Raw genomic sequence first — 25,884 nt, forward strand, 5'->3', positions numbered from 1 at the left:
AGACAAGTTAAACAAAAAAAGGAAGATAAAACATGACAAAACGTGTAACAATCATCGAAGTAAAAGACTACGTTGGTCAAGAAGTGACCATCGGAGCCTGGGTTGCCAATAAATCAGGAAAAGGGAAAATTGCCTTCTTGCAATTGCGTGACGGAACAGCCTTCTTCCAAGGTGTGGCTTTCAAACCAAACTTTATCGAAAAATTTGGTGAAGAGGTAGGTCTTGAAAAATTTGAAACGATCAAACACTTGAGCCAAGAGACTTCTGTTTATGTGACAGGGATTGTCAAAGAAGATGAGCGTTCTAAGTTTGGCTATGAACTCGATATCACAGACATCGAAGTCATCGGTGAATCACAAGATTACCCAATCACGCCAAAAGAACATGGAACAGACTTCTTGATGGACAACCGTCACTTGTGGCTCCGTTCTCGTAAGCAAGTAGCGGTCATGCAAATCCGTAACGCTATCATCTATGCAACATATGAGTTCTTTGACAAGAACGGCTTCATGAAGTTTGATAGCCCTATTCTTTCAGGAAACGCAGCAGAAGATTCAACGGAACTCTTTGAAACAGACTACTTTGGAACACCAGCCTACTTGAGTCAATCAGGTCAGCTTTACCTAGAAGCAGGGGCTATGGCTCTTGGTCGTGTATTTGACTTTGGTCCAGTATTCCGTGCTGAAAAATCAAAAACGCGCCGTCACTTGACTGAGTTTTGGATGATGGATGCGGAGTACTCATACTTGACACACGATGAGTCACTTGACTTGCAAGAAGCTTATGTAAAAGCTCTTCTTCAAGGTGTTTTGGATCGTGCTCCTCAAGCCTTGGAAACTTTGGAACGTGATACTGAACTTTTGAAACGCTACATTGCAGAGCCTTTCAAACGCATCACTTACGATCAAGCCATTGACCTCTTGCAAGAGCATGAAAACGATGAAGATGCAGACTACGAGCATTTGGAACATGGAGATGACTTCGGTTCACCGCATGAAACTTGGATTTCAAACCACTTTGGTGTGCCAACTTTCGTTATCAACTACCCAGCAGCTATCAAGGCCTTCTACATGAAACCAGTTCCTGGAAATCCAGAGCGCGTACTTTGTGCAGACTTGCTTGCCCCAGAAGGTTACGGAGAAATCATTGGTGGATCTATGCGTGAGGAAGACTACGATGCCCTTGTTGCTAAAATGGAAGAACTTGGAATGGATCGTACAGAATATGAATTCTACCTTGACCTTCGTAAATATGGTACAGTACCACATGGTGGATTTGGTATCGGTATCGAGCGTATGGTAACTTTCGCAGCAGGAACTAAACATATCCGCGAAGCTATTCCATTCCCACGTATGTTGCACCGTATCAAACCATAAACTAGTAAAAAGAAGATATTTTCATCTTCTTTTTTCAATTTTATCTTGCTATCTATCAGTTTTTCTAGTATAATAGTTTATTGTGAGCAAACCTCACTTACCCCTTGCAAAGACTAGGGGTCATTAGACCAAAAGGAGGAACATATCAATGGCTAAATACGAAATTCTTTATATCATTCGTCCAAACATTGAAGAAGAAGCGAAAAACGCTTTGGTAGCACGTTTTGACTCTATCTTGACTGACAACGGTGCAACTGTTGTTGAATCAAAATCATGGGAAAAACGTCGTCTTGCATACGAAATCCAAGATTTCCGCGAAGGACTTTACCACATCGTTAACGTTGAAGCTAACGACGACGCAGCTCTTAAAGAGTTTGACCGTCTTTCAAAAATCAACGCTGACATTCTTCGTCACATGATCGTCAAAACTGACGCGTAAGAAGGTAAACTATGATTAACAATGTTGTACTTGTAGGGCGTATGACACGTGACGCTGAGTTGCGTTATACCCCATCAAATGTAGCAGTTGCGACTTTTACTCTTGCAGTAAACCGTACATTTAAGAGTCAAAATGGCGAACGTGAGGCTGATTTTATCAATGTCGTTATGTGGCGCCAACAGGCTGAAAACCTTGCTAACTGGGCTAAAAAAGGCTCACTTATCGGGGTGACAGGTCGTATCCAGACTCGTAGTTACGATAACCAGCAAGGACAACGTGTCTACGTGACAGAGGTCGTGGCTGAGAATTTCCAAATGTTGGAAAGCCGTAGTGTGCGTGAGGGTCACACAGGTGGAGCTTATTCTGCACCAACTGCAAACTATTCAGCGCCTACAAATTCAGTACCAGACTTTTCACGTGATGAAAATCCATTTGGAGCAACAAATCCATTGGATATTTCAGATGATGATTTACCATTCTAATGGACAACTAAAATTATAAAGGAGAAAAAACATGGCTCAACAACGTCGTGGCGGATTCAAACGCCGTAAAAAAGTTGATTACATCGCAGCAAACAAAATTGAATATGTTGATTACAAAGATACTGAGCTTCTTAGCCGTTTCGTTTCAGAACGTGGGAAAATCCTTCCTCGTCGTGTAACAGGAACTTCAGCTAAAAACCAACGTAAAGTAACAACAGCTATCAAACGCGCTCGCGTAATGGCTTTGATGCCTTTCGTAAACGAAGATTAAAAAAGAGGTCCGGGTGGACCTCTTTTTCAGACCCGTTTGGGTCTTTTTTTCACGAGCTTTGAAATGAGAGAGCGAGTTTGGGTCCGAGTGGACCTCTTTTTCAGACCCGGTTGGGTCTTTTTTTCACGAGATAGTTTTTTCTGACCTTGGCGTGCTATAATGGTAATAGAAAGAGTAAAGGTGGGTAAGTCAAAGATGAATTGTACGATTAGAAATATGATTAAGTCTGATATTGAATCCTTATCTCATGGATTTATGAATCAAGGTTGGCCTGGTAGAGAGGAAATTTTGGCTAGATATTTTCTGGAACAGGAAAGTGGGGAGAGAGAAGTCTTAGTTGCAGAGATTGATGGTGCTGTAGCGGGCTACGTTACCATTTTGTCCTCTGCTAAACATGGTCCTTTTGCAGAAGTCTATCCAGAATTATCAGATTTTAATGTGTTTGAGCATTTTCGAAATCAAGGGATTGGGAATCAACTACTAGAAGAAGCAGAAAAACGAGCCAAGTTTGTTTCGAGTAAGGTCACTCTTGGTGTAGGTTTGCACTTAGGCTATGGTCCTGCCCAGAGATTGTATATCAAACGAGGCTACATTCCAGATGGAACAGGTGTCTGGTATAGAAATAAACCGCTAGAAATGGGTGCAAGTTGTCAAAATGATAATGATTTAGTTTTATACTTATCCAAGGACTTACAATAAAACTGGAAACTTTTTGAAAATAGGGGATTTCTCTACTTTATGGTATAATGGAAAGAGTTAGATTAAAGAGGTAGTGAGATGGATGCCAAATTAAGATACAAGGCAAAGAAAATCAAGATTGTCTTTTTTGATATTGATGATACATTGCGAAATTCAAAGACAGGTTTTATTCCAGCTTCAATCCCAACTGTTTTTAAGCAATTACGTGAGAAAGGAATTTTGACAGGTATTGCTTCTGGACGAGGGATTTTTGGTGTCGTTCCGGAGATTCGTGAGCTCAAGCCTGACTTTTTTGTAACTTTGAATGGGGCTTATATCGAAGATAAAAAAGGTCAGGTCATTTATCAGCATCAGATTGAGAAGTCAGATGTTGAGGAGTATATCTCTTGGGCCAAGCAAGAGGGAATTGAGTATGGTTTGGTTGGGAGTCATGATGCCAAGTTGTCGACTCGCACCGATATGATTAGTGAGACTATCAATCCAATTTATCCCGACTTAGATGTAGATCCAGATTTCCATGAAAAAGAAGCTATCTATCAGATGTGGACTTTTGAAGATAAGGGTGATGACTTGAGATTGCCTGACAGTCTCTCAGATAAACTTCGCATGGTTCGTTGGCATGAGCATTCGTCTGACATTGTGCCGATTTCAGGTTCTAAGGCGACAGGTGTGGAAAAGGTTGTGGAACACCTTGGCTTGAAACCAGAGAACGTCATGGTTTTTGGAGATGGGCTGAATGACTTGGAACTCTTTGATTATGCTGGAATCAGCGTTGCAATGGGAATTTCTCATGATAACATCAAAGAAAAAGCAGATTATATTACAAAAACATTAGAAGAAAATGGCATTTTTGATGCCTTAGAAGGATTTGGTATGGTAGAAAAAGAATTGCATTTCCCACAAGTAGACATTGAAACAGTAGAAGGTCCTATCGCGACTATTAAGACCAATCACGGAGACTTGCGTATCAAGCTTTTCCCTGAACATGCTCCTAAAACAGTGGCTAACTTTGTAGCTCTTTCAAAAGATGGTTACTATGATGGTGTCATTTTCCACCGTATTATCAAGGACTTTATGATTCAAGGTGGAGACCCAACTGGAACTGGTATGGGTGGCGAGTCAATCTACGGCGAATCATTTGAGGATGAATTCTCAGAAGAACTTTACAATATCCGTGGTGCCCTTTCTATGGCTAATGCTGGTCCAAATACTAACGGCAGCCAGTTCTTTATCGTGCAAAATCAACATTTGCCTTATTCTAAGAAAGAAATTGCTCGTGGTGGTTGGCCAGAACCGATTGCGGAAATCTATGCCAACCAAGGTGGGACACCTCACCTAGACCGCCGTCATACTGTTTTTGGTCAGCTAGCTGATGAAGCTTCTTACGCTGTCTTGGATGCCATTGCTGCTGTTGAGACAGGGGCCATGGACAAGCCAGTTGAAGATGTCGTGATTGAAACAATTGAAATCGAGGACTAAGATGAAAATCGGTGATAAGCTAAAGGGCCGTATTACAGGGATTCAGCCCTACGGTGCCTTTGTTGAGCTAGAGACGGGTGATACGGGACTGATTCACATTTCAGAGATTCGGACAGGCTTTATTGAAAATATCCAAGAAGCCTTGAAAGTTGATGAAGAGGTTCAAGTTCAAGTAGTGGATTTAGATGAATTTACAGGGAAAGCTAGTCTTTCTATCCGCACTTTGGAGGAAGAAAAGCATCAGTTTCCAAGACGGAGACGCTTTTCAAGCGATCGTTTTAACTATGGCTTTGCTCCTCTCAAACGAATGATGCCAATTTGGACCAAGGAAGCCCTTCAACATTTGAAGAATCAGAAACACTAGTTAGAAATTTCTATCTTTTGTAATGTTAATATAAATTTGCTATAATAGGACCATGGAAGAAGAACAATTATTAAAATCAGGAGAGCGTATTAACCAGCTCTTTTCGACAGATATTAAAATCATTCAAAATAGAGAGGTTTTTAGCTATTCGGTGGATAGTGTTCTCTTGTCACGTTTTCCACGTTTTCCTAAAAAGGGCTTGATAGTGGATTTTTGCGCTGGAAATGGAGCAGTTGGGCTATTTGCTAGCACTCGAACTCAGGCACAGATTTTGGCTGTTGAGATTCAGGAGCGTTTGGCAGATATGGCTGAGCGCTCTGTCCGTTTGAATGGTTTGGAAGAGCAGATGGAGGTCATCTGTGATGATTTGAAAAATATGCCTGCTTACATTCAGGGAAGTAAGGTGGATATGATTTTGTGTAATCCGCCCTATTTCAAGGTAGATCCTCATTCCAATCTGAACGAGAGTGAACATTATCTCTTGGCGCGCCATGAAATTACGACTAATTTGGAAGAAATCTGTCGTAGTGCCCAGAGTATTCTCAAATCCAATGGACGCTTGGCCATGGTTCATCGTCCTGATCGACTTTTAGATATCTTGGATACGTTACAACAGCATAATCTAGCTCCTAAGCGCCTGCAATTTGTTTATCCAAAAAGAGAAAAGGAAGCAAATATGCTCTTGATTGAGGCCATCAAGGATGGTTCAACAAGTGGCTTTAAGGTCTTGCCACCTCTCATCGTTCACAATGATGATGGTTCCTATACACCAGAAATTCAAGAGATTTACTATGGATCATAAGGCATATATGTACGTGGTGGAGTGCCGCGATGGTTCTTACTATACGGGCTATACAACGGATGTGAAGAGGCGCCTTTCCGTTCATAATAGTGGTAAGGGAGCCAAGTATACCCGAGCTCGCTTGCCAGTCAAACTCATCTATGTAGAGGGTTTTGCCAGTAAGGAAGAAGCCATGTCTGCAGAAGCTCTCCTCAAACGCAAGAAACGTCCACAGAAAGAACGATTTTTATCCGAAAATCAAGAGAATAATCTAGTCAACCATATTGATGTCTAACGAGGAGTCCTTTGACTCCTCTTACTTTTGTCAAAAGAGGAAAAAAGTGCTAAAATAAGATGAATAAAGAAAAGAGGTATTATCATGTCTAAGATTCTAGTATTTGGTCACCAAAATCCCGACTCAGATGCCATCGGGTCATCTGTAGCCTTTGCCTATCTTGCAAAAGAGGCTTATGGATTGGACACAGAAGCAGTAGCACTTGGAACACCAAACGAAGAAACAGCCTATGTTTTGAACTATTTTGGTGTAGAAGCACCACGCGTCATCACATCAGCTAAAGCAGAAGGTGCAGAGCAAGTCATCTTGACTGACCACAATGAATTCCAACAATCAGTGTCAGATATCGCTGAAGTAGAAGTTTACGGTGTTGTGGACCACCACCGTGTGGCTAACTTTGAAACTGCAAGCCCACTCTACATGCGTTTGGAGCCAGTTGGTTCTGCGTCTTCAATCGTTTACCGCATGTTCAAAGAACACGGTGTAGCTGTGCCAAAAGAAATTGCAGGTTTGATGCTGTCAGGTTTGATTTCAGATACTCTTCTTTTGAAATCACCAACAACTCACCCAACAGATAAAGTCATTGCTTCTGAATTGGCAGAATTAGCAGGCGTGAACTTGGAAGAGTACGGGCTTGCTATGCTGAAAGCTGGTACAAACTTGGCTAGTAAATCTGCTGAGGAATTGATTGACATCGATGCTAAAACTTTTGAATTGAACGGAAATAATGTCCGTGTTGCCCAAGTAAACACAGTGGACATCGCTGAAGTATTGGAACGCCAAGCAGAAATTGAAGCTGCAATGCAAGCTGCCAACGAAGCAAACGGCTACTCTGACTTTGTCTTGATGATTACAGATATCGTCAACTCAAATTCAGAAATCTTGGCTCTTGGTGCCAATATGGACAAGGTTGAAGCAGCATTCAACTTCAAACTTGAAAACAATCATGCCTTCCTTGCTGGTGCCGTTTCACGTAAGAAACAAGTAGTACCTCAATTGACTGAAAGCTTCAATGCTTAAGATTTTGAGTGTTAATTCAAATTAGGAAAGTCTAGTTTGCCTTATATCGAAAGGAGTTTCGGCTCCTTTTTTTCTAGGAGTGAAGCATGTTAGAAAATGGCGATTTGATTTTTGTGAGAGATGAGTCAGATATGGGACAGGCCATCCAGACTTCCACAGGTAACTATAACCATGTTGCGATTTATTTGGATGGGATGATTTATCATGCTAGTGGAAAGGCGGGTGTTATCTGTCAAGAACCAGCAGACTTCTTTGAGTCCAATCACTTGTACGACCTCTATGTTTACCCAGAAATGGATATCCAGTCTGTGAAGGAAAGAGCTTGCAAACATCTTGGAGCTCCTTATAATGTTTCTTTCTATCCAGATGGACATGGTTTTTACTGTTCCCAGTACATGGCAGAAATTCTCCCCATTTTTGAAACGATTCCCATGAAATTTGGAGATGGGGAGCAGGAGATTAGTGATTTTTGGAGGGAGTATTACAGAGAACTAGGTCTGCCTGTTCCTTTGAACCAGCCGGGGACCAATCCTAGTCAGTTGGCAGCATCGCCTCTGTTAGAATGTAAAGAAAGGAATCTTCATGATTCAGATTTTTAATCCATCTCGTTTGACGAGACAGCCATTTTTTAGAGAATTGATCCGCTATCTGGACCAGCATGAGGATGTGATTTTACGGGAAATTAAGGCTCAATTTCCAGATGTGGCAGTTGATAAACTCATGGAAGAGTATATAAAGGCAGGCTTGATTCTACGAGAAAATAAGCGTTATTACCTTAATCTTCCTATGCTTGAATCACTCGATAGTCTTGAACTGGATCAAGAGATTTTTGTCAGCGAAGCTAGTCCGGTCTATCAAGCTTTGTTAGAGCAGAGTTTTGAGACAGAATTGCGCAATCAAACCAATGCAGCTATTTTAGTTGAAAAGACAGACTTTGCGAGAACAAAAATGACCTTGTCTAATTATTTCTACAAGGTCAAACATCAGTATCCTTTGACAGAAAAACAGCAGGAACTTTATGACATTTTGGGTGATGTTAATCCTGAGTATGCTCTCAAATACATGACAACTTTTTTGCTAAAATTTCTCAAAAAAGACCAGCTTATGCAGAAACGCCGTGATATCTTTGTGGACAGTTTAGTTGTCCTAGATTATATTGTTCAAAATGAAGATGGAAAGTATGAGTTGGCCGTCGATTTTGATAAGGAAAGATTAACTTTCTACTTGGTTTGATTTCTTGTTTCTGAGCACATTGTTTGACTTTCCTTAGTATTCGGTATAAACTATATGTAACCGGTAACACATATCGGAATAAAATTAAAGGAGACAATCATATGTCACTTGAAAACAAATTGGAACAAGCAACAGGCGCTATCAAAGAAGGATTTGGTAAAGTTACTGGGGATGGCAAGACTGAAGCAGAAGGCGCTGTAGAAAAGACAGTTGCTAAGGCAAAAGAAGTAGTTGAAGATGCTAAAGGTGCTGTAGAAGGTGCCGTTGAAGGTTTGAAAAACGCTTTTAAATAAAAATAGAAAAAATCAAGGGTTTCATTTCCCTTGATTTTTTTACTATCTTATAAATAATTTTCTGCGACAGCTGCATCTCCAGGGTAGGCTTCTTTCTTTCCTTGGACGATTTGGTAGCAATCGGCTCCCTTACCGGCGATAATAACTGCATCTAATTCGTGATTTGTGATAGCCATCGCTGCCTTGATGGCTTCTTGGCGATCCGCAATTTTTTCAACAGGATGGTTGATGTAGCTACTAATTTCATCTGCAATGGTCATTGGGTCTTCATAATTGGGGTCATCAGCAGTCAAAAAGACTTGAATCTCAGGGTGTTGATTGAGGAGGAGGCCAAAGTCCTTACGACGACTTTCTCCCTTATTTCCTGTCGAACCTAAGACCAGAGCAATCTTTCCTGTTTGATGAGTTTCAACCACATTGATGAGTTTTTTCAGACTATCCCCATTGTGGGCGTAGTCGATGAAGACCTTGGCTCCATTTTTCTGAGTGAGGACTTCCATACGACCAGGAACGCGGGTTGCAGCGATTCCTTTTTTGATATCCTCAAGACTAGCTCCGAGACGGAGGCAAGCAAGTCCAGCAGCAACGGCATTTTCTTGGTTGAAGTGGCCAATGAGTTGGATAGCATAATCTCCAGCGAGTTTACCACTAGCTGAAAAACTAAAGGCTTTAGAATTCTCGATTTGGTTATCAGACTGGCTACCGTAGAAATCATGATCTTGATCTTCCACCTGTTCTTTTAGTACAGAGAAGTGGTCCATGTCACTGTTAATGATGACTGCTCGGCTATTTTTCATCAAGAGACGCTTGTGGTAGAAGTAGTCTTCAAAGCTAGGGTGTTCAATCGGGCCGATATGGTCGGGGCTGATATTGAGGAAAACTCCCACATCAAAGGTTAGACCATAGACACGTTTGACCAGATAGGCCTGACTGGATACTTCCATAATGAGGTGAGTACGGCCATTTTGCACAGCTTGATTCATCATATCAAAGAGGTCAATACTCTCAGGGGTTGTTAATGCAGACTTAAAGAAACTCTTGCCATCTAGAGTTGTATTCATGGTCGAGAGCATAGCAGGTCGATGCCCTTGAGATAAAATGTTATAGGCGAAGTAGGCTGCTGTTGTTTTACCCTTAGTACCAGTAAAGGCAAGGAGTTTGAGTTTTTTCTGTGGATTGCCATAAAATTCCATAGCTACCAAACTCATGGCTTTCTTGATATCGCTGACGATAATAGCAGGAATACCAACTTCATAGTCTTCTTCAGCCACATACCAACCGAGGCCTTGAGAGATGGCAGAAATCAGAAATTCCTTTTTAAAGGCAGCACCCTTGACGAAAAACAGGCTCTTCTCTTTGGCCTTGCGGCTATCATAGCAGATGGTGTCAAATACAACATGGCTGTAGTTGTAGTGATAATGTCCTTGGTCGATAATCTCACGGAAGAGACCATCTTTCTTTAAAATATCTAATACGGTTTCAATCTTTATCATACTTTCTATTGTAAACCGAAAGTCGTAAATTTACAAGTGACAAGGAAAAGTTTATAATGGAAGATGAGGAAGTTTTCCTAGTGATTAAAATTAAATGAGGAATCTATGTCTAACGAAAACAATCACCAGCAGGCCCAGATGTTACGGGGGACTGCTTGGCTAACGGCTAGTAACTTTATCAGTCGTCTACTCGGTGCCATTTATATCATCCCTTGGTATATCTGGATGGGGTCTTATGCGGCTACAGCAAATGGACTCTTTACCATGGGTTATAATATCTATGCCTGGTTTTTGCTGGTTTCAACAGCAGGGATTCCAGTTGCGGTGGCCAAGCAAGTGGCCAAGTACAATACCATGCGAGAAGAAGAGCATAGCTTTGCACTGATTCGGAGCTTTTTAGGCTTTATGACAGGACTAGGTCTGGTTTTTGCTTTAGTCTTGTATATCTTTGCTCCTTGGCTAGCAGATTTGTCGGGTGTAGGGAAAGATCTGATCCCAATCATGCAGAGCTTGGCTTGGGCGGTCTTGATTTTCCCATCTATGAGTGTCATTCGAGGCTTCTTCCAAGGGATGAATAACCTGAAGCCTTATGCTATGAGCCAAATCGCTGAGCAAGTCATTCGTGTTATCTGGATGCTCTTAGCTACCTTTATGATTATGAAAATGGGCTCAGGAGATTATCTAGCAGCGGTTACCCAATCCACCTTTGCTGCCTTTGTCGGCATGGTAGCTAGTTTTGCAGTTTTGATCTATTTCCTTGCCAAAGAAGGATTACTTAAAAGAGTCCTTGAAACAGGAGATAAGATAAACAGCAAGCGTCTTTTGGTCGACACCATTAAGGAAGCCATTCCTTTTATCCTGACAGGGTCTGCTATCCAGCTTTTCCAGATTTTGGACCAGATGACCTTTATCAATAGTATGAGTTGGTTTACCAACTATAGTAATGAAGACTTGGTTGTCATGTTTTCTTATTTCTCTGCCAATCCTAATAAAATCACTATGATTTTGATTTCTGTTGGGGTTTCGATTGGGAGTGTAGGGTTGCCACTTTTGACTGAAAACTATGTCAAGGGAGACTTGAAGGCGGCTTCTCGTCTAGTTCAGGATAGCATCACTATGCTTTTCCTATTCTTGCTACCAGCAACGGTTGGAGTGGTCATGGTAGGAGAACCTCTCTATACTGTCTTCTATGGCAAGCCAGATAGTTTGGCTATGGGCTTGTTTGTCTTTGCAGTTTTACAGTCTACTATTTTAGGCTTGTACATGGTTTTGTCTCCAATGCTTCAAGCCATGTTCCGCAACCGCAAGGCCGTTCTCTATTTTATCTATGGTTCCATTGCCAAGCTGGTCTTACAACTGCCAACCATTGCTCTCTTTCACAGTTATGGTCCTTTGATTTCCACAACCATCGGTCTCATCATTCCTAATGTTTTGATGTATCGGGACATTTGCAAGGTAACAGGTGTTAAGCGCAAGGTGATTTTGAAACGAACCATTTTAATCAGTTTGTTAACTCTTTTCATGTTTCTAGTAGTTGGGACATTCCAGTGGATTTTAGGATTTGTCTTCCAACCAAGTGGACGTTTGTGGAGTTTCCTATATGTAGCCCTTGTCGGTGCCATGGGGGGAGGAGTTTACGGATTCTTGAGTCTCCGTACCCGTCTATTGGACAAGGTGATTGGAAAAGCCCAAGCAAATCGCTTAAGAGCAAAATTAAGAATTTCTCAATAATTTTTTATAAATAAAAGGGATAATTTGAACATTTCTATCATGAAATGCTTGAATTATTCTCTTTTTATTATTTTGTAGAATAATTTCTATATTTTGTAGATAGAAATTTTATTTTTCTTAAATTTTACTTAAAAAGCTATTGACTAAATAAAACTCAAGTTGTATAATAAGACAAATATTTAAATCAGGAGGTTCTGGAGATGAAAAAGTCTAAAGCCAAGTATGCAGCACTTGCAGGTGTCGTGTTAAGTGCAGGTATTTTATTAAGCGCGTGTGGAAATTCTAGCACAGGGTCAAAAACATATAACTATGTTTATACTAGTGATCCGTCTAGTTTGAATTATCTAGCAGAAAACCGTGCAACAACCAATGATATCGTGGTTAATTTGGTAGATGGGCTCATGGAAAATGACCAGTATGGGAATTATATCCCATCTTTGGCAGAGGATTGGAGTGTATCCAAGGATGGCTTGACCTATACCTACAAACTGCGTAAAGATGCTAAATGGTATACTGCAGATGGAGATGAGTATGCTCCTGTAACTGCCCAAGATTTTGTAACTGGTTTGAAATATGCAGCTGATAAAAAATCAGAAGCCTTGTACTTGGTGCAAGAATCCGTTGCAGGTTTGGATGACTATATTAACGGTAAAACAACAGACTTTTCAACTGTCGGAGTCAAGGCTCTTGATGACCAAACTGTACAATATACCTTGACACGACCAGAATCTTATTGGAACTCAAAAACAACTTCAACCATTCTCTTCCCAGTTAACGCTGATTTCTTGAAATCAAAAGGGGATGATTTTGGCAAGGTAGATCCATCTAGTATTTTGTACAATGGACCTTTCTTGATGAAATCCTTTGTTTCAAAATCTGTCATTGAATTCAAGAAAAATCCGAACTACTGGGATGCTAAAAATGTCTTTGTAGATGATGTGAAATTGGCTTATTATGATGGTAGTGACCAAGATGCACTAGCTCGTAACTTTGTCGAGGGAGCATATAGTTATGCTCGCCTTTATCCAAATAGTGCAAGCTTTGAAGGGGTTAAAGAAAAGAATAAGGACAATATCATTTATAGTTTACAAGATGCTACTTCTTACTTCTTAAACTTTAACCTAGATAGAAAATCTTATAAATTCACTTCCAAGACAAGTGATGCTGAAAAGAAATCGACTCAGGAAGCGGTTCTTAATAAAAACTTCCGTCAAGCCATTAACTTTGCCTATGACCGTACAGCGTACGGGGCCCAATCTCAAGGAGAGGATGGTGCAACTAAGATTTTACGTAACCTGGTCGTTCCTCCAAACTTCGTAAGTATCAATGGAAAAGACTTTGGTGAAGTAGTTGCGTCTAAAATGGTTAACTACGGTAAGGAATGGCAAGGAATCAACTTTGCGGATGCCCAGGATCCATACTACAATGCTGAAAAAGCCAAGGCTAAATTTGCTGAAGCTAAGAAAGAACTCCAAGCTAAAGGAGTCCAATTCCCTATCCACTTGGACATGACAGTTGACCAAGCTGCTAAACAGGGTGTTCAAGAGGCAAATTCTATGAAGCAATCTATTGAAGCAGCTTTAGGTGCAGAAAATGTTGTAATTGATATTCAACAACTTACTACTGAAGACTATGATAATACAAGCTATTTGGCTCAGACAGCAGCTCAGAAGGATTATGATCTATACAACGGTGGTTGGGGTGCAGATTATCAAGATCCTTCAACCTATCTTGATGTCTTCAACCTTAATTCTGGTGGTTTGTTGCAAAATCTAGGTTTAGAGCCAGGTGAAGCCAATGATAAGGCCAAGGCTGTTGGACTGGATGTCTACACTCAAATGTTGGAAGAAGCCAATAAGGAACAAGATCTTGCAAAACGCTATGAAAAGTATGCTGATATCCAAGCGTGGTTGGTAGATAGCGCTTTAGCGATTCCAAATGTTTCTAAGGGTGGAACACCAACATTGAGAAAAGTCGTTCCTTTCTCAACACCATATTCATTAGCTGGTAATAAAGGTATCGAATCATATAAATATCTCAAAGTACAAGATAAAACAGTCACAAAAGATGAATATGAAAAAGCCAAAGAAAAATGGCTGAAAGAAAAAGAAGAATCCAATAAAAAAGCCCAAGAAGAATTGGCAAAACATGTCAAATAAGAATTTTTCAAGAAAAACGATGGTTTCGAAAGAAGCTGTCGTTTTTTAATAGAATGATAGCGAAGATGGAAGAAAAGTGCTTACATTTTTTCTTAGTTTACTTGATTTATGATATAATCAATATAATAAAAAACATAAAACTGATTTCGAAAGCCTCTTCCAGTGTTAACTGAAGTATGCACATGCTAGGGTGATTTTATAGGAGGGATGCTGTCTACTAAAAAAGTAAGATAAAACGCAATAATTGATAAGTTCTTCTTTATGTGAAGAGTTCTTATCTGCCTATTTACTAATCGCTATGGAGGTATCATCATGGGTGCTGTTATGGAGTTTGCAACAGAAAAACAGATTGCATCATTTCTTTCAACTTGCCATATTGAAGGGCAAAAGAATTTTCTGATGGCTTTCAAGAAAAAGACATGGTTGAAATCCTTTATTGATTTTTTCGTTATAGGCGGTTCCTACTATGTTCAGTCGAGTGTGAAGCCTAAGATTCTGGCATTCACACCTAAGGGAATTTACTTGATGGACATCAGTGATATAACTGAAAATCGCTCTAATCAAGTCGTAGAGATGCCTTGGAATCAAGTTCAAGATTTTACTTATAAGACAGTCTTGAATACAGTTAGGCTGAACTGGAACTATCAAAATGAAGCCTATATTTTTTCCGTGGATGTCGGTCAGATTGGTCAGCATGTGGGCCAATATCAATTTAACAAAGACCATTATGACTATTTGGCCCAACAGGATTTCTTTCGATCTAAGTAAGGCCTAGCAATCATTGTCACAAAAGAATCTGGAAGCTTTTCTGGATTCTTTTTAGCTTTACTCGATAAGTCTATAGTTTGAAACTATAACTAGCTCTTGAAAAGAAGAAAATGAGTTGATGAAAATAAGTGGTACAATAGTTACTATAGATTTGGAGGTATTGTATGAGCAAGGAATTACACATCAACACAATTTTGGCCCAGGCGGGTATTAAGTCAGATAAAGCGACAGGTGCTTTGGTGACACCGCTTCATTTTTCAACGACCTATCAGCATCCAGAGTTTGGTAAATCTACTGGATTTGACTATACGCGCACCAAAAATCCAACTCGCAGTAAGGCAGAAGAAGTCTTGGCAGCTATTGAGTCCGCAGACTATGCCCTAGCTACTAGCTCAGGGATGTCAGCTATTGTACTGGCCTTTAGTGTCTTTCCAGTAGGTAGTAAGGTCTTGGCTGTCCGTGACCTTTATGGTGGTTCTTTCCGCTGGTTCAACCAAGTGGAGCAAGAAGGCCGTTTCCATTTTACCTATGCCAATACAGAAGAAGAGTTGACTGCCGAGTTGGAGAAGGACGTGGATGTTCTCTATATTGAAACTCCAACCAACCCTTTGATGTTGGAATTTGATATCGAAAAACTAGCAAGATTGGCTCATGTTAAGGGTGCCAAAGTAGTTGTGGATAATACCTTCTACAGCCCTATCTACCAACGTCCGATTGAAGAGGGAGCAGATATCGTTCTTCATTCAGCAACCAAGTATCTGGCAGGCCACAATGATGTCTTGGCTGGAGTGGTTGTGACCAATAGTTTAGAACTATATGAGAAGCTCTTTTACAATCTTAATACTACAGGAGCAGTCTTGTCTCCATTTGACAGTTATCAATTGATTCGTGGTCTCAAGACCTTGTCTCTTCGTATGGAGCGCTCAACAGCAAATGCCCAAGAAGTAGTTGCCTTTTTGAAGGATTCTCCAGCAGTTAAGGAAGTTCTCTACACTGGTCGTGGGGGGATGATTTCCTTTAAAGTAGCCGATGAAACACGCATTCCTCACATTTTGAACAGTCTTAAGGTCTTCTCTTTTGCGGAAAGTTTGGGTGGGGTGGAAAGTCTCATTACTTATCCAACGACTCAAACTCATGCCGATATTCCAGCAGAAGTGCGCCATTCTTATGGTTTGACAGACGACCTCTTGCGCTTGTCAATTGGGATTGAAGATGCTAGAGATTTGATTGCAGATTTGCGCCAAGCCTTGGAAGGATAAGACAAAGATGGGAAAATATGATTTTACAAGCCTGCCCAATCGTTTAGGGCACCATACCTATAAATGGAAAGAAGCAGAAACGGATAGTGAAGTCCTACCAGCTTGGATAGCGGATATGGACTTTGTAGTCTTGCCTGAAATCCGCCAAGCCGTGCAGACTTACGCTGATCAACTGGTTTATGGCTATACCTATGCCAGTGAAGAGTTAATTAAGGAAGTTCAAAAGTGGGAAGCCACACAACACGGTTACCACTTTGACAAAGAGGCTCTTGTCTTTATCGAGGGTGTGGTACCTGCTATCTCCACAGCTATTCAAGCCTTTACAAAAGAAGGCGAAGCCGTTTTGATTAACACACCGGTCTATCCACCTTTTGCTCGCAGTGTCAAGTTAAATAACCGCAGATTGATTACTAATTCTTTGGTGGAAAAGGATGGTCTGTTTGAGATTGACTTTGACAAACTTGAAAAGGATCTGGTAGAAGAGAATGTCAAACTCTATATCCTCTGCAACCCTCACAATCCTGGTGGACGTGTGTGGGAAAAGGAAGTGTTGGAGAAGATTGGCCAACTCTGCCAAAAACACGGTGTTTTCTTGGTTTCAGATGAGATTCACCAAGATTTGGCCCTCTTTGATCACAAGCATCATTCCTTCAATACCATCAATCCTGACTTTAAAGAATTTGCTATCGTCTTGACCAGTGCCACTAAAACATTTAATATTGCTGGGACAAAAAATTCATATGCAGTTATTGAAAATCCTAAGTTGAGACTGGCTTACCAGAAACGCCAGTTGGCCAATAACCAGCATGAAATTTCAGGCTTGGGTTATTTGGCGACAGAAGCTGCCTATCGATACGGTAAAGATTGGTTAGAGGAACTCAAGCAAGTCTTTGAAGACCATATTAATTATGTGGTGGATCTATTTGGAAAAGAGACTAAAATCAAGGTCATGAAACCGCAAGGAACCTACTTGATTTGGCTTGATTTTTCAGCCTATAATCTGACTGATGAAAAATTACAAGAGCTTTTGAGAAATGAAGCCAAGGTTATCCTCAATCGTGGTTTGGATTTTGGGGAGGAAGGAAGTCTCCATGCCCGTCTCAATGTAGCTATGCCTAAATCTCTGCTGCAAGAAGTGTGTCAGCGAATTGTGACGACTTTTGCCAAACGTTAAAAATCCAGCCTTCTAGGAGAAAAGTATCCTTAGAAGGCTATTTTCATAGGGGAAAATATGGTATAATAAAAAGATAAGGTAAAGGTAAAAATATGGCTAAATTGATTCCGGGGAAAGTCCGTATCGAAGGCGTTGCCCTTTATGAAACTGATAAGGTTGACATTATCAAGGAAAAGAACAATCGGCTCTACGCTCGCGTTGCAGAAGAGGAACTGCGCTATAGTTTAGAGGATGATTTGGTTTTTTGTGCCTGCGATTTTTTCCAAAAGAGGGGCTACTGTGTGCATTTGGCAGCGTTGGAGCATTTTCTAAAAAATGATGAGCGTGGTCAGGAAATCTTGCAGAGTCTGGAAGAAGGTCATGAAGAAAAAGAGGCCGTTGAAACCAAGGTGACCTTGGGTGGCAAATTTTTGGACCGAATCTTATCTCCAAAATCAGAACGAGCCTATGAGTTATCGGCTGTGGGGCAGGTGGAAGCAGGAACCAATCATATCTTGTGGACCCTGAGAATCGGGCAAATCAATAGCCAAAAATACTATGTCGTTCGCGATATTCCACTTTTTTTAAGAGTTGTTGAGAAGAGAAAACCTTATATGATTGGCAAGATTTATGAGGAGTCTCTTTCTTGGGAATCCTTTGATGAGGCTAGCCAAGAACTTCTGACTTTCTTGCGAGGACTAGTGGAGGAAGGACTGGTTCCAGATCTCTTTTTCCAAAACCAGGGTCGGCACCTCTTTTTCCCTCTGACCTTTTTTGAGCAGGGTGTGAATTTATTGATGACCTTACCCCATTTTCAATTTGATCATCAAGTGGATAGCTACCAGATCCTACTTTTTCAGGATATGCATGCTGATGCCAATCTCTTTGCCTTTACAGTAACAGAATACTCGGATTATTTTGAAATGGAAATCAGTGATAGTCCGAGGGTAAATGTCTTTTATCAGGGAGCTGTACTTTTCCATAAAGGACAGGTTTATTTTCTAACAGACCAGCAGATGCGTCTTCTCAAGGAAATCAAAGCGCTGCCTTTGGATCAACATGGAAAGAAATTTCTGCAATTTGATAGCAGTGACCGAGATAAGTTGGCTTCCTGTCTGACTCTCTTTAGCCAGATGGGGAACGTCTCAGCTCCAGAACGTCTACAAATCAAAACTTTTTCTCCCTCTTTTTACTTTGACAGGGAAGAGGATAATCGGATTCGTCTGGAAATCCGGTTTGATTATGGGGATAGACAGGTATCTAGCCGACAAGAGCTAGAAGAATTACCCTTTTCGAGTGATGCTGACTTAGAAGAAAGAATTTTCCAAGTCTGTTTGGCAGCTGGATTTGAAGCGGACTTTCAATCTTGGCGTCAGGCCTTAAAAGCAGAGTCTGTCTATCATTTCTTCCATGATATCATCCCAGTCTTTGAAAAACTCGGGCATGTTAACCTATCAGACAAGTTAGAAGAACTATATAGTCTAGCGAGTCCTCAAGTGCAGATTGCTTCCAAGGGAGGTCTCTTGGAAATCCAGTTTGATTTTCAAGATATTGCCCAAGAGGAAATTGACCAAGCCATGCAGGCCTTGGTTGATAATCAAGATTTTTATATTGATTCGTCTAATCAAGTCTACTTTTTTGATGAAGAAACCAAGAAAATTCGCCAAAATCTACAGGAACTGGGGCAGTTTGAATTAAAAGATGGGGCCTTGCAGGCTCGAAAATCCTTGACTTATAGTTTAGCTCATCTTTTTGAAGGGCGAGACCGTGTTTCTTTTTCACAAGAATTCCAGAATCTGGCCTACGACTTGACGCATCCAGAGGACTTTCCTTTGCAAGCAACTCAGGTTCAGGCTGATTTGCGAGATTATCAGGAAAAGGGAATCGGCTGGCTGCAAATGCTCCATCATTATGGTTTTGGTGGGATTTTGGCTGATGATATGGGATTGGGGAAAACTCTCCAGACCATTGCTTTTTTGACCAGTCAAGTGACAAAAGAAAGTCGAGTCTTGATTCTCGCTCCGTCGGGTTTGATTTACAACTGGGCAGATGAGTTTCAGAAATTTGCCCCACAGTTGGATGTGGCTGTTGTTCATGGTTTGAAAACTAGTCGTGAAGAGATTCTTGCTGAGAGCCATCAAATCTATGTGACGAGTTATGCTACTTTCCGTCAGGACAGTGATCTTTATCAGGGGATGGCCTTTGACTTCCTTTTCTTAGATGAGGCTCAGGTCATGAAAAATGCTCAGACTAAGATCGCCCAGACCTTGAGACAATTTGTGGTACCGTCGGTCTTTGCCTTGTCAGGAACTCCTATTGAAAACCATCTGGGTGAGCTGTGGTCTATTTTCCAAATTGTCATGCCAGGACTTTTGCCAAGCAAGAAAGAATTTATGAAATTACCAGCTGAGCGCGTTGCTCAGTTTATCAAACCTTTCGTCATGCGACGCAAGAAAGAAGAAGTTCTAACTGAATTGCCCGACTTGATCGAAGTGGTTTATAAGAATGAACTGGAAGACCAGCAAAAGGCTATCTATCTAGCTCAGTTGCAACAGATGAGAGACCGTCTGGCTCAAGTGTCAGATCAGGAATTTCAGCGAAGTCGTGTGGAAATCTTATCTGGTCTGATGCGCTTGCGCCAAATCTGTGATACGCCTGCCCTCTTTATGGAAGATTATCAGGGAGCCAGTGGCAAATTGGATAGTCTCCGAGACTTGCTGGTACAGGTGGCAGATGGTGGACACCGTGTCTTGATTTTCTCGCAGTTCAAGGGAATGTTGGAGAAAATTGAACAAGAACTGCCAGACTTGGGCTTGACTTCTTTTAAAATCACGGGTTCAACCCCAGCCAAGGAAAGACAAGACATGACCAAGGCCTTTAATCAAGGGGAAAGAGATGCATTTCTGATTTCCCTCAAGGCTGGTGGGGTCGGTCTAAACCTGACAGGTGCTGATACAGTTATCTTGGTTGACCTTTGGTGGAATCCTGCGGTGGAAGCGCAAGCCATTGGCCGTGCCCATCGTATGGGGCAAGAAGAAACGGTTGAGGTCTATCGCTTGGTGACTAGGGGAACCATTGAAGAAAAAATTCAGGAACTCCAAGAACAAAAGAAACATCTGGTGTCACAAGTATTGGACGGAACAGAGTCACGTGGTAGTCTCACCCTAGCAGAAATTAGAGAAATTTTGGGAATTTCTGAAGCCAGCACTTGAAAAATCAAGACAATACGCTATAATGAAGTGTTGAAAGGAAATAGAAAATGAGAGAAGAACGATTTCCATTGGTCTCAGATGATGAGGTCATGCTGACTGAGATGCCGGTTATGGACCTCTATGATGAATCTGACTTTATCAGTAATATCAAGGGAGAATACCGTGATAAGAATTATCTGGAGTGGGCCCCTATTACTGAAGAAAAACCAGTTAAACCGCTTGAAAAGCCAGTAGAGAAACCTAAGAAGGCTGGGTTAGGGGTTAAAAAAGAAGGAAAGAGCTATGCTGAGGTGGCGCGTGAAGAAGCGCGTGCGGACTTGAAAAAGAAACGATCAGCAAGTTATCTGACCAAGGATATTACTCCTACAAGACACCATTCTAAGCCAAGTCTAGTTAGACAGGGCAATCAACCTACTGCGCCTTTCCAAAAGGAAAATCCTGGTGAATTTGTTAAATATAGTCAAAAATTGACCCAGTCTCATTACATCTTGGCGGAAGAAGTGAGCAATATTTCGACTCAAGCTGAGCCAAAAGAAACTTCAGGACCAAAGAAAAACAACTATGATTTTCTGAAGAAGAGCCAAATCTACAATAAAAAGAATCAACAAAAAGAACAAGAACGTCGGGTTGCCCAAGAGTTGAATCTGACAAGAATTACGGAATAGGGGAGAAAACATGTCAAAGACATATCATTTTATCGGAATTAAGGGATCAGGGATGAGTGCCTTGGCCTTGATGTTGCACCAAATGGGGCACAAGGTTCAAGGATCAGATGTTGAAAAATACTACTTTACTCAACGTGGTCTTGAGCAGGCAGGAATTACCATTCTTCCTTTTGATGAAAAGAATCTAGACGGTGATATGGAAATCATCGCTGGAAATGCCTTTCGTCCAGATAACAACGTCGAAATTGCCTATGCGGACCAAAATGGCATCAGCTACAAGCGTTACCATGAGTTCCTAGGTAGCTTTATGCGTGACTTTGTTAGCATGGGAGTTGCTGGAGCGCACGGAAAAACTTCAACGACAGGTATGTTATCTCATGTCTTGTCTCACATTACAGATACTAGCTTCTTGATTGGAGACGGGACAGGTCGTGGTTCAGCCAATGCCAAATATTTTGTCTTTGAATCTGACGAATATGAGCGTCACTTCATGCCTTACCACCCAGAATACTCTATTATCACCAACATTGACTTTGACCACCCAGACTATTTCACAAGCCTAGAGGATGTTTTCAATGCCTTTAACGACTATGCTAAACAAATTACCAAAGGTTTGTTTATCTACGGAGAAGATGCTGAATTGCGTAAGATTACGTCTGATGCACCAATTTATTATTATGGTTTTGAAGCAGAAGGTAATGACTTTGTCGCTAGTGATCTTCTTCGTTCAACAACTGGTTCAACCTTCACAGTTCATTTCCGTGGACAAGACTTGGGGCAATTCCATATTCCAACCTTTGGTCGTCACAATATCATGAATGCGACAGCCGTTATTGGTCTTCTTTATACAGCTGGATTTGATTTGAACTTAGTTCGTGAACACTTGAAAACATTTGCCGGTGTTAAGCGTCGTTTCACTGAGAAAATTGTCAATGACACGGTGATTATCGATGACTTTGCCCACCATCCAACAGAAATCATTGCAACCTTGGATGCGGCTCGTCAAAAATATCCAAGCAAAGAGATCGTAGCAATCTTCCAACCGCATACTTTTACAAGAACCATTGCCTTGTTGGACGAATTTGCCCACGCTTTGAACCAAGCGGATGCAGTTTACCTAGCGCAAATTTATGGATCTGCTCGTGAAGTAGACCATGGTGATGTTAAGGTAGAAGACCTAGCCAATAAAATCACTAAGAAACACCAAGTGATCACTGTTGAAAATGTTTCTCCACTCCTAGACCATGACAATGCTGTTTACGTCTTTATGGGAGCAGGAGATATCCAAACCTATGAATACTCATTTGAGCGACTCTTGTCTAACTTGACAAGCAATGTTCAATAGGATTTTCCCATGGAAATTCCAATTAAGATCATTCAGGCAAGTAAGTCTGATTTGGCTGAGATAGAGGAACTTCAGGCTTCATCTTTTCCAGCTGAAAAGCAGCAACCTTCCCATATTTTAGAAGAAAGTATCCGTAAGTATGCGGATACCTTTCTTCTAGCTAGGGATGAAAATCAGCTTCTGGGCTATGTTCTAAGTGGTCCTCAGCCCCACAATCCGCAATGTCTAGAAATACATTCTTTAGTCATTGAGGCTGACCATCAGAGACAGGGCTTGGGAACGCTTCTTCTTGCGGCTTTGAAAGATGTGGCAGTTAAGCAGGATTACAAAGCTATCCGTTTGAAGAGTTCGGATGAGTTGCTATCCTATTTTGAAATGAACGGTTTTATTGATGAAGAAACTTCCCTTTATGCAGCTAGCTAGGGTTATAGTATGATTTGGTTTAATCCTTTTTATCTGGAGGTACAATGAAGATCAGACAAGCAAAATTAGAAGATTTGGATCGGATTGTTGAGATTGAACTAGAGAATTTCTCGGTAGAAGAAGCTATTCCTCGATCTGTCTTTGAGGCACATTTGCGAGAAATTCAGACCTCGTTTCTGGTTGCAGAAAAAGAAGGCAGAATCATGGGGTATATAGAAGGACCAGTTGGCCCATACCGCCATCTGCAAGATCAGTCTTTTACAGAAGAGATAGAAGATTATAGTCATGAGTCTGGTGGTTATATCTCTGTGACCTGTCTTTCTATTGCCAAGGAGGCACAAGGCCTTGGACTTGGTCAAAAATTATTAACAGCCTTGAAAGAGTTGACTCTTGAACACGAAAGAGAAGGTATTAACCTAACCTGTCATGACTATCTCATCGCCTACTACGAAAAACATGGATTTGTCAATGAAGGCCGGTCTCAGTCAACCTTTGCAGGGGAAACCTGGTATGATATGGTCTGGGAAGCTAAAAAATAAGCCAGAAAAGCATGCTAGGTTGCTTTTCTTTCGTTTTTAAGATATAATATTATGGATTGTCAACGAGGAGGATAAACTTTTGAGTGAAAAGCCAAGAGAAGACGAAAAATTAAGCTTTAAAGAGCAGATTTTACGTGATTTAGAGAGAGTAAAACGTTATGAAGGGATTCGCCAAGAGGCCGCTGAGCTTGATGAAAAAAAATCAGCTTTGTCTGTCCCTGACACAAAAATCGCTGATGAAGAAGTGATGAATGCATCCCTATCAGCTGTTGAAAAAATTATGGAGAATGCACCACGTGTTCCACAGCATCCTAGTGAAGATGTGCCTGCATCACCGGCGGAGGAACTAAGAGAGGAAGCTCCAATCGTTCCTAGTCATCCTAGTCAAGATGTTCCAGCTTCACCAGCTGAAGCCAGTCCCTCAAGACCGGTTCCAGGACCAGAAACTAGTCGTCCACAAAAGTTCGAAAGAGATGTGAACACAACTCCAACAAGAGTAGCTGTTTCTTATAAGACTGAAGAACCAAAAGAGACACAAGCAGAAGCGCCAAGACCTGAACCGGTCGTTGAAGCTGAAGCTGTTGACGTGATTTCTGAAACTCCACGTCGTAGTCGTCGTGAGACAGTTAAACCTGTTAAGAAGAAAAAATCACATTTGAAAGCTTTCTTCATTTCTCTATTGATTTTCCTTGCCTTGATTTCAGCAGGTGGTTACTTTGGTTACCAGTATGTTCAATCATCTTTATTACCAGTTGATGCAAATTCTAAGGAATATGTAACGGTTCAAATCCCAGAAGGATCCAATGTCCAAGAGATTGGATCAGCACTTGAACATTCTGGTGTGATTAAACACGGAGTGATTTTTGCTTTTTATGCTAAATATAAGAATTATTCAGATTTGAAGGCTGGATATTACAATTTGCAAAAGAGCATGAGTACAGAGGATATCATTAAGGAACTCCAAAAAGGTGGTACTCCTGAACCTCAAGAACCTTCACTTGCAGATTTGACCATTCCAGAGGGATATACAATTGAGCAAATTGCCCAAGCTGTAGGCCAATTACAAGGTGAATTTAAAGAACCTTTGACAGCGGAAGCTTTCTTGGCTAAAGTGCAAGATGACAACTTTATCAGTCAAGAAGTTGCTAAATATCCAAATCTACTTGAAAGCTTGCCAACGAAAGAAAGTGGAGCTCGTTACCGTTTGGAAGGTTATCTTTTCCCAGCGACCTACTCTATCAAGGAAAGCACGACTATTGAAAGCTTAATTGATGAGATGTTGGCAGCTATGGATAAGACTTTGACTCCGCACTATAGTGCAATCAAGTCTAAAAACTTGACAGTTAATGAATTGCTAACAATTGCTTCACTTGTTGAAAAAGAAGGTGCTAAGACTGAAGACCGTAAGTTGATTGCAGGTGTCTTCTACAATCGTTTGAACCTTGGTATGCCACTTCAAAGCAATATTGCAATCTTGTATGCCCAAGGGAAACTTGGCCAAAATATTAGCCTAGCAGACGATGCTGGAATTGACACATCGATTAATTCACCATACAATGTTTATACAAAACCTGGTTTGATGCCTGGTCCAGTAGATAGTCCAAGTCAGGACGCGATTGAAGCAAGTATCAACCAAACAAAGAGTGAGAACCTCTACTTTGTAGCCAATGTTACAGATGGTAAAGTCTATTACGCAGTGACACAGGAAGAACATGATCGTAATGTTGCTGAGCACGTCAATAGCAAACTTACTCAAAATAGTAGTTCAAACTAAGACTACAAAAATGAGAATCTCAGATAGAGATTCAATACTATCGAAAGAAAGTTGAGAAAAATGGCAGAAAAAACATATCCTATGACCCTTGCGGAAAAGGAAAAACTTGAAAAAGAATTAGAAGAATTGAAATTGGTTCGCCGACCAGAAGTGGTAGAACGCATTAAGATTGCCCGTTCATACGGTGACCTTTCTGAAAACAGTGAATATGAGGCAGCTAAGGATGAACAAGCCTTTGTTGAAGGACAAATCTCTAGCTTGGAAACAAAAATCCGTTATGCTGAAATCGTCAATAGCGACTCAGTTGCTGATGATGAAGTAGCGATTGGTAAAACAGTCACTATCCAAGAAATTGGTGAGGACGAAGAAGAAGTTTATATTATCGTAGGTTCAGCGGGTGCGGATGCCTTTGCAGGTAAGGTTTCAAATGAAAGCCCAATTGGACAAGCCTTGATTGGCAAGAAAACAGGTGACACAGCAACCATTGAAACACCTGTTGGTAGCTATGATGTAAAAATCTTGAAGGTTGAAAAAACAGCCTAAAAACAGAAAAAAGGAGTGGGGAGGCGATGCGCTTCACTTACTCCTTTTTCCATTTTGATACTCTTCGAAAATCAAATTCAAACCACGT

At 41.0% G+C, this 25,884-nt stretch carries 26 protein-coding genes; 25 read left to right on the forward strand and 1 reads right to left on the reverse strand.

What is annotated here, in order from left to right:
* Positions 1-32 precede the first annotated feature (32 nt).
* The 13 genes from asnS to HMPREF2764_RS09290 all read left to right on the forward strand — a co-directional run bounded on the left by asnS (position 33) and on the right by HMPREF2764_RS09290 (position 8,732).
* On the forward strand, positions 33-1,376 hold the full coding sequence (gene asnS / locus HMPREF2764_RS09230) for an asparagine--tRNA ligase (protein ID WP_070529090.1): 1,344 nt from the start codon (positions 33-35) through the stop codon (positions 1,374-1,376).
* Between the two features lie 148 nt (positions 1,377-1,524).
* Entirely contained in the window at positions 1,525-1,815 is a 291-nt protein-coding gene (gene rpsF, locus HMPREF2764_RS09235; RefSeq protein WP_070529093.1) for a 30S ribosomal protein S6, read from the forward strand.
* A gap of 11 nt (positions 1,816-1,826) precedes the next feature.
* Positions 1,827-2,297: a single-stranded DNA-binding protein SsbA gene (ssbA, locus tag HMPREF2764_RS09240; RefSeq protein ID WP_000609606.1), complete on the forward strand. Its 471-nt coding sequence runs from the start codon at positions 1,827-1,829 to the stop codon at positions 2,295-2,297.
* Positions 2,298-2,328: 31 nt separating this feature from the next.
* Complete coding sequence (gene rpsR, locus HMPREF2764_RS09245; RefSeq protein ID WP_000068664.1) at positions 2,329-2,568, forward strand: 30S ribosomal protein S18; 240 nt, start codon at positions 2,329-2,331, stop codon at positions 2,566-2,568.
* Positions 2,569-2,763: 195 nt separating this feature from the next.
* Positions 2,764-3,267 carry a GNAT family N-acetyltransferase gene (locus tag HMPREF2764_RS09250; RefSeq protein WP_070529095.1) on the forward strand — a complete coding sequence of 168 codons (504 nt, stop codon included), beginning with the start codon at positions 2,764-2,766 and terminating at the stop codon, positions 3,265-3,267.
* A 78-nt stretch (positions 3,268-3,345) separates the two neighbouring features.
* Complete coding sequence (locus tag HMPREF2764_RS09255) at positions 3,346-4,746, forward strand: bifunctional Cof-type HAD-IIB family hydrolase/peptidylprolyl isomerase (RefSeq protein WP_070529099.1); 1,401 nt, start codon at positions 3,346-3,348, stop codon at positions 4,744-4,746.
* A gap of 1 nt (position 4,747) precedes the next feature.
* A complete protein-coding gene (locus HMPREF2764_RS09260) occupies positions 4,748-5,110 on the forward strand; it encodes a S1 RNA-binding domain-containing protein (protein WP_000689605.1) in 363 nt (120 codons plus the stop codon).
* A 52-nt stretch (positions 5,111-5,162) separates the two neighbouring features.
* Positions 5,163-5,912 carry a tRNA1(Val) (adenine(37)-N6)-methyltransferase gene (locus HMPREF2764_RS09265; RefSeq protein WP_070529103.1) on the forward strand — a complete coding sequence of 250 codons (750 nt, stop codon included), beginning with the start codon at positions 5,163-5,165 and terminating at the stop codon, positions 5,910-5,912.
* On the forward strand, positions 5,902-6,186 hold the full coding sequence (locus HMPREF2764_RS09270; RefSeq protein ID WP_070529105.1) for a GIY-YIG nuclease family protein: 285 nt from the start codon (positions 5,902-5,904) through the stop codon (positions 6,184-6,186). The genes HMPREF2764_RS09265 and HMPREF2764_RS09270 overlap by 11 nt, the downstream gene beginning before the upstream one ends.
* A gap of 84 nt (positions 6,187-6,270) precedes the next feature.
* Entirely contained in the window at positions 6,271-7,206 is a 936-nt protein-coding gene (locus tag HMPREF2764_RS09275; RefSeq protein ID WP_070529107.1) for a manganese-dependent inorganic pyrophosphatase, read from the forward strand.
* A gap of 86 nt (positions 7,207-7,292) precedes the next feature.
* Positions 7,293-7,805: a YiiX/YebB-like N1pC/P60 family cysteine hydrolase gene (locus HMPREF2764_RS09280; RefSeq protein WP_070529112.1), complete on the forward strand. Its 513-nt coding sequence runs from the start codon at positions 7,293-7,295 to the stop codon at positions 7,803-7,805.
* The gene (locus HMPREF2764_RS09285; protein ID WP_070529115.1) at positions 7,789-8,439 is read left to right on the forward strand and encodes a DUF1803 domain-containing protein; all 651 of its coding nucleotides are present in this window, start codon (positions 7,789-7,791) and stop codon (positions 8,437-8,439) included. The genes HMPREF2764_RS09280 and HMPREF2764_RS09285 overlap by 17 nt, the downstream gene beginning before the upstream one ends.
* A gap of 101 nt (positions 8,440-8,540) precedes the next feature.
* Positions 8,541-8,732, forward strand: a complete 192-nt coding sequence (locus tag HMPREF2764_RS09290; protein ID WP_000051182.1) for a CsbD family protein — start codon at positions 8,541-8,543, stop codon at positions 8,730-8,732.
* 47 nt (positions 8,733-8,779) lie between these two features.
* Here the strand turns inward: HMPREF2764_RS09290 and HMPREF2764_RS09295 are convergent, their stop codons facing one another.
* Entirely contained in the window at positions 8,780-10,225 is a 1,446-nt protein-coding gene (locus HMPREF2764_RS09295) for a UDP-N-acetylmuramoyl-L-alanyl-D-glutamate--L-lysine ligase (RefSeq protein ID WP_070529117.1), read from the reverse strand.
* Between the two features lie 105 nt (positions 10,226-10,330).
* Here HMPREF2764_RS09295 and HMPREF2764_RS09300 point away from each other — a divergent pair, with 105 nt between their 5' ends.
* The 12 genes from HMPREF2764_RS09300 (at position 10,331) to greA (ending at position 25,796) form a co-directional block, all read left to right on the forward strand.
* Positions 10,331-11,956 (forward strand): putative polysaccharide biosynthesis protein, encoded by a 1,626-nt coding sequence (locus HMPREF2764_RS09300; RefSeq protein WP_070529119.1) that lies wholly within the window; start codon positions 10,331-10,333, stop codon positions 11,954-11,956.
* A gap of 200 nt (positions 11,957-12,156) precedes the next feature.
* A complete protein-coding gene (locus HMPREF2764_RS09305) occupies positions 12,157-14,115 on the forward strand; it encodes a peptide ABC transporter substrate-binding protein (RefSeq protein ID WP_033685370.1) in 1,959 nt (652 codons plus the stop codon).
* A gap of 312 nt (positions 14,116-14,427) precedes the next feature.
* Entirely contained in the window at positions 14,428-14,883 is a 456-nt protein-coding gene (locus HMPREF2764_RS09310; RefSeq protein ID WP_033685369.1) for a hypothetical protein, read from the forward strand.
* 164 nt (positions 14,884-15,047) lie between these two features.
* Positions 15,048-16,142, forward strand: a complete 1,095-nt coding sequence (locus tag HMPREF2764_RS09315) for a cystathionine gamma-synthase (RefSeq protein WP_070529123.1) — start codon at positions 15,048-15,050, stop codon at positions 16,140-16,142.
* A 7-nt stretch (positions 16,143-16,149) separates the two neighbouring features.
* The gene (locus HMPREF2764_RS09320; RefSeq protein WP_049502118.1) at positions 16,150-17,316 is read left to right on the forward strand and encodes a MalY/PatB family protein; all 1,167 of its coding nucleotides are present in this window, start codon (positions 16,150-16,152) and stop codon (positions 17,314-17,316) included.
* A 92-nt stretch (positions 17,317-17,408) separates the two neighbouring features.
* On the forward strand, positions 17,409-20,507 hold the full coding sequence (locus HMPREF2764_RS09325; protein WP_070529126.1) for a pilus expression-regulating Snf2 family helicase: 3,099 nt from the start codon (positions 17,409-17,411) through the stop codon (positions 20,505-20,507).
* 47 nt (positions 20,508-20,554) lie between these two features.
* On the forward strand, positions 20,555-21,172 hold the full coding sequence (locus HMPREF2764_RS09330) for a divisome accessory protein ZapJ (RefSeq protein WP_070529128.1): 618 nt from the start codon (positions 20,555-20,557) through the stop codon (positions 21,170-21,172).
* Positions 21,173-21,182: 10 nt separating this feature from the next.
* A complete protein-coding gene (gene murC / locus HMPREF2764_RS09335) occupies positions 21,183-22,517 on the forward strand; it encodes a UDP-N-acetylmuramate--L-alanine ligase (RefSeq protein ID WP_070529130.1) in 1,335 nt (444 codons plus the stop codon).
* Between the two features lie 9 nt (positions 22,518-22,526).
* A complete protein-coding gene (locus tag HMPREF2764_RS09340) occupies positions 22,527-22,940 on the forward strand; it encodes a GNAT family N-acetyltransferase (protein WP_031233204.1) in 414 nt (137 codons plus the stop codon).
* Positions 22,941-22,984: 44 nt separating this feature from the next.
* Positions 22,985-23,479 (forward strand): GNAT family N-acetyltransferase, encoded by a 495-nt coding sequence (locus HMPREF2764_RS09345; protein ID WP_070529132.1) that lies wholly within the window; start codon positions 22,985-22,987, stop codon positions 23,477-23,479.
* A 79-nt stretch (positions 23,480-23,558) separates the two neighbouring features.
* Entirely contained in the window at positions 23,559-25,253 is a 1,695-nt protein-coding gene (gene mltG, locus HMPREF2764_RS09350; protein ID WP_070529135.1) for an endolytic transglycosylase MltG, read from the forward strand.
* 60 nt (positions 25,254-25,313) lie between these two features.
* Complete coding sequence (gene greA / locus HMPREF2764_RS09355; RefSeq protein ID WP_000818748.1) at positions 25,314-25,796, forward strand: transcription elongation factor GreA; 483 nt, start codon at positions 25,314-25,316, stop codon at positions 25,794-25,796.
* Positions 25,797-25,884 lie beyond the last annotated feature (88 nt).

This window comes from Streptococcus sp. HMSC073F11, assembly GCF_001810785.1.
Taxonomy (GTDB): domain Bacteria; phylum Bacillota; class Bacilli; order Lactobacillales; family Streptococcaceae; genus Streptococcus.

Coding starts and splice junctions, on each gene's coding strand:
- asnS (WP_070529090.1), top strand. CDS start 33: ATGACAAAACGTGTAACAATCATCGAAGTAAAAGACTACGTTGGTCAA.
- rpsF (WP_070529093.1), top strand. CDS start 1,525: ATGGCTAAATACGAAATTCTTTATATCATTCGTCCAAACATTGAAGAA.
- ssbA (WP_000609606.1), top strand. CDS start 1,827: ATGATTAACAATGTTGTACTTGTAGGGCGTATGACACGTGACGCTGAG.
- rpsR (WP_000068664.1), top strand. CDS start 2,329: ATGGCTCAACAACGTCGTGGCGGATTCAAACGCCGTAAAAAAGTTGAT.
- HMPREF2764_RS09250 (WP_070529095.1), top strand. CDS start 2,764: ATGAATTGTACGATTAGAAATATGATTAAGTCTGATATTGAATCCTTA.
- HMPREF2764_RS09255 (WP_070529099.1), top strand. CDS start 3,346: ATGGATGCCAAATTAAGATACAAGGCAAAGAAAATCAAGATTGTCTTT.
- HMPREF2764_RS09260 (WP_000689605.1), top strand. CDS start 4,748: ATGAAAATCGGTGATAAGCTAAAGGGCCGTATTACAGGGATTCAGCCC.
- HMPREF2764_RS09265 (WP_070529103.1), top strand. CDS start 5,163: ATGGAAGAAGAACAATTATTAAAATCAGGAGAGCGTATTAACCAGCTC.
- HMPREF2764_RS09270 (WP_070529105.1), top strand. CDS start 5,902: ATGGATCATAAGGCATATATGTACGTGGTGGAGTGCCGCGATGGTTCT.
- HMPREF2764_RS09275 (WP_070529107.1), top strand. CDS start 6,271: ATGTCTAAGATTCTAGTATTTGGTCACCAAAATCCCGACTCAGATGCC.
- HMPREF2764_RS09280 (WP_070529112.1), top strand. CDS start 7,293: ATGTTAGAAAATGGCGATTTGATTTTTGTGAGAGATGAGTCAGATATG.
- HMPREF2764_RS09285 (WP_070529115.1), top strand. CDS start 7,789: ATGATTCAGATTTTTAATCCATCTCGTTTGACGAGACAGCCATTTTTT.
- HMPREF2764_RS09290 (WP_000051182.1), top strand. CDS start 8,541: ATGTCACTTGAAAACAAATTGGAACAAGCAACAGGCGCTATCAAAGAA.
- HMPREF2764_RS09295 (WP_070529117.1), bottom strand. CDS start 10,225: ATGATAAAGATTGAAACCGTATTAGATATTTTAAAGAAAGATGGTCTC.
- HMPREF2764_RS09300 (WP_070529119.1), top strand. CDS start 10,331: ATGTCTAACGAAAACAATCACCAGCAGGCCCAGATGTTACGGGGGACT.
- HMPREF2764_RS09305 (WP_033685370.1), top strand. CDS start 12,157: ATGAAAAAGTCTAAAGCCAAGTATGCAGCACTTGCAGGTGTCGTGTTA.
- HMPREF2764_RS09310 (WP_033685369.1), top strand. CDS start 14,428: ATGGGTGCTGTTATGGAGTTTGCAACAGAAAAACAGATTGCATCATTT.
- HMPREF2764_RS09315 (WP_070529123.1), top strand. CDS start 15,048: ATGAGCAAGGAATTACACATCAACACAATTTTGGCCCAGGCGGGTATT.
- HMPREF2764_RS09320 (WP_049502118.1), top strand. CDS start 16,150: ATGGGAAAATATGATTTTACAAGCCTGCCCAATCGTTTAGGGCACCAT.
- HMPREF2764_RS09325 (WP_070529126.1), top strand. CDS start 17,409: ATGGCTAAATTGATTCCGGGGAAAGTCCGTATCGAAGGCGTTGCCCTT.
- HMPREF2764_RS09330 (WP_070529128.1), top strand. CDS start 20,555: ATGAGAGAAGAACGATTTCCATTGGTCTCAGATGATGAGGTCATGCTG.
- murC (WP_070529130.1), top strand. CDS start 21,183: ATGTCAAAGACATATCATTTTATCGGAATTAAGGGATCAGGGATGAGT.
- HMPREF2764_RS09340 (WP_031233204.1), top strand. CDS start 22,527: ATGGAAATTCCAATTAAGATCATTCAGGCAAGTAAGTCTGATTTGGCT.
- HMPREF2764_RS09345 (WP_070529132.1), top strand. CDS start 22,985: ATGAAGATCAGACAAGCAAAATTAGAAGATTTGGATCGGATTGTTGAG.
- greA (WP_000818748.1), top strand. CDS start 25,314: ATGGCAGAAAAAACATATCCTATGACCCTTGCGGAAAAGGAAAAACTT.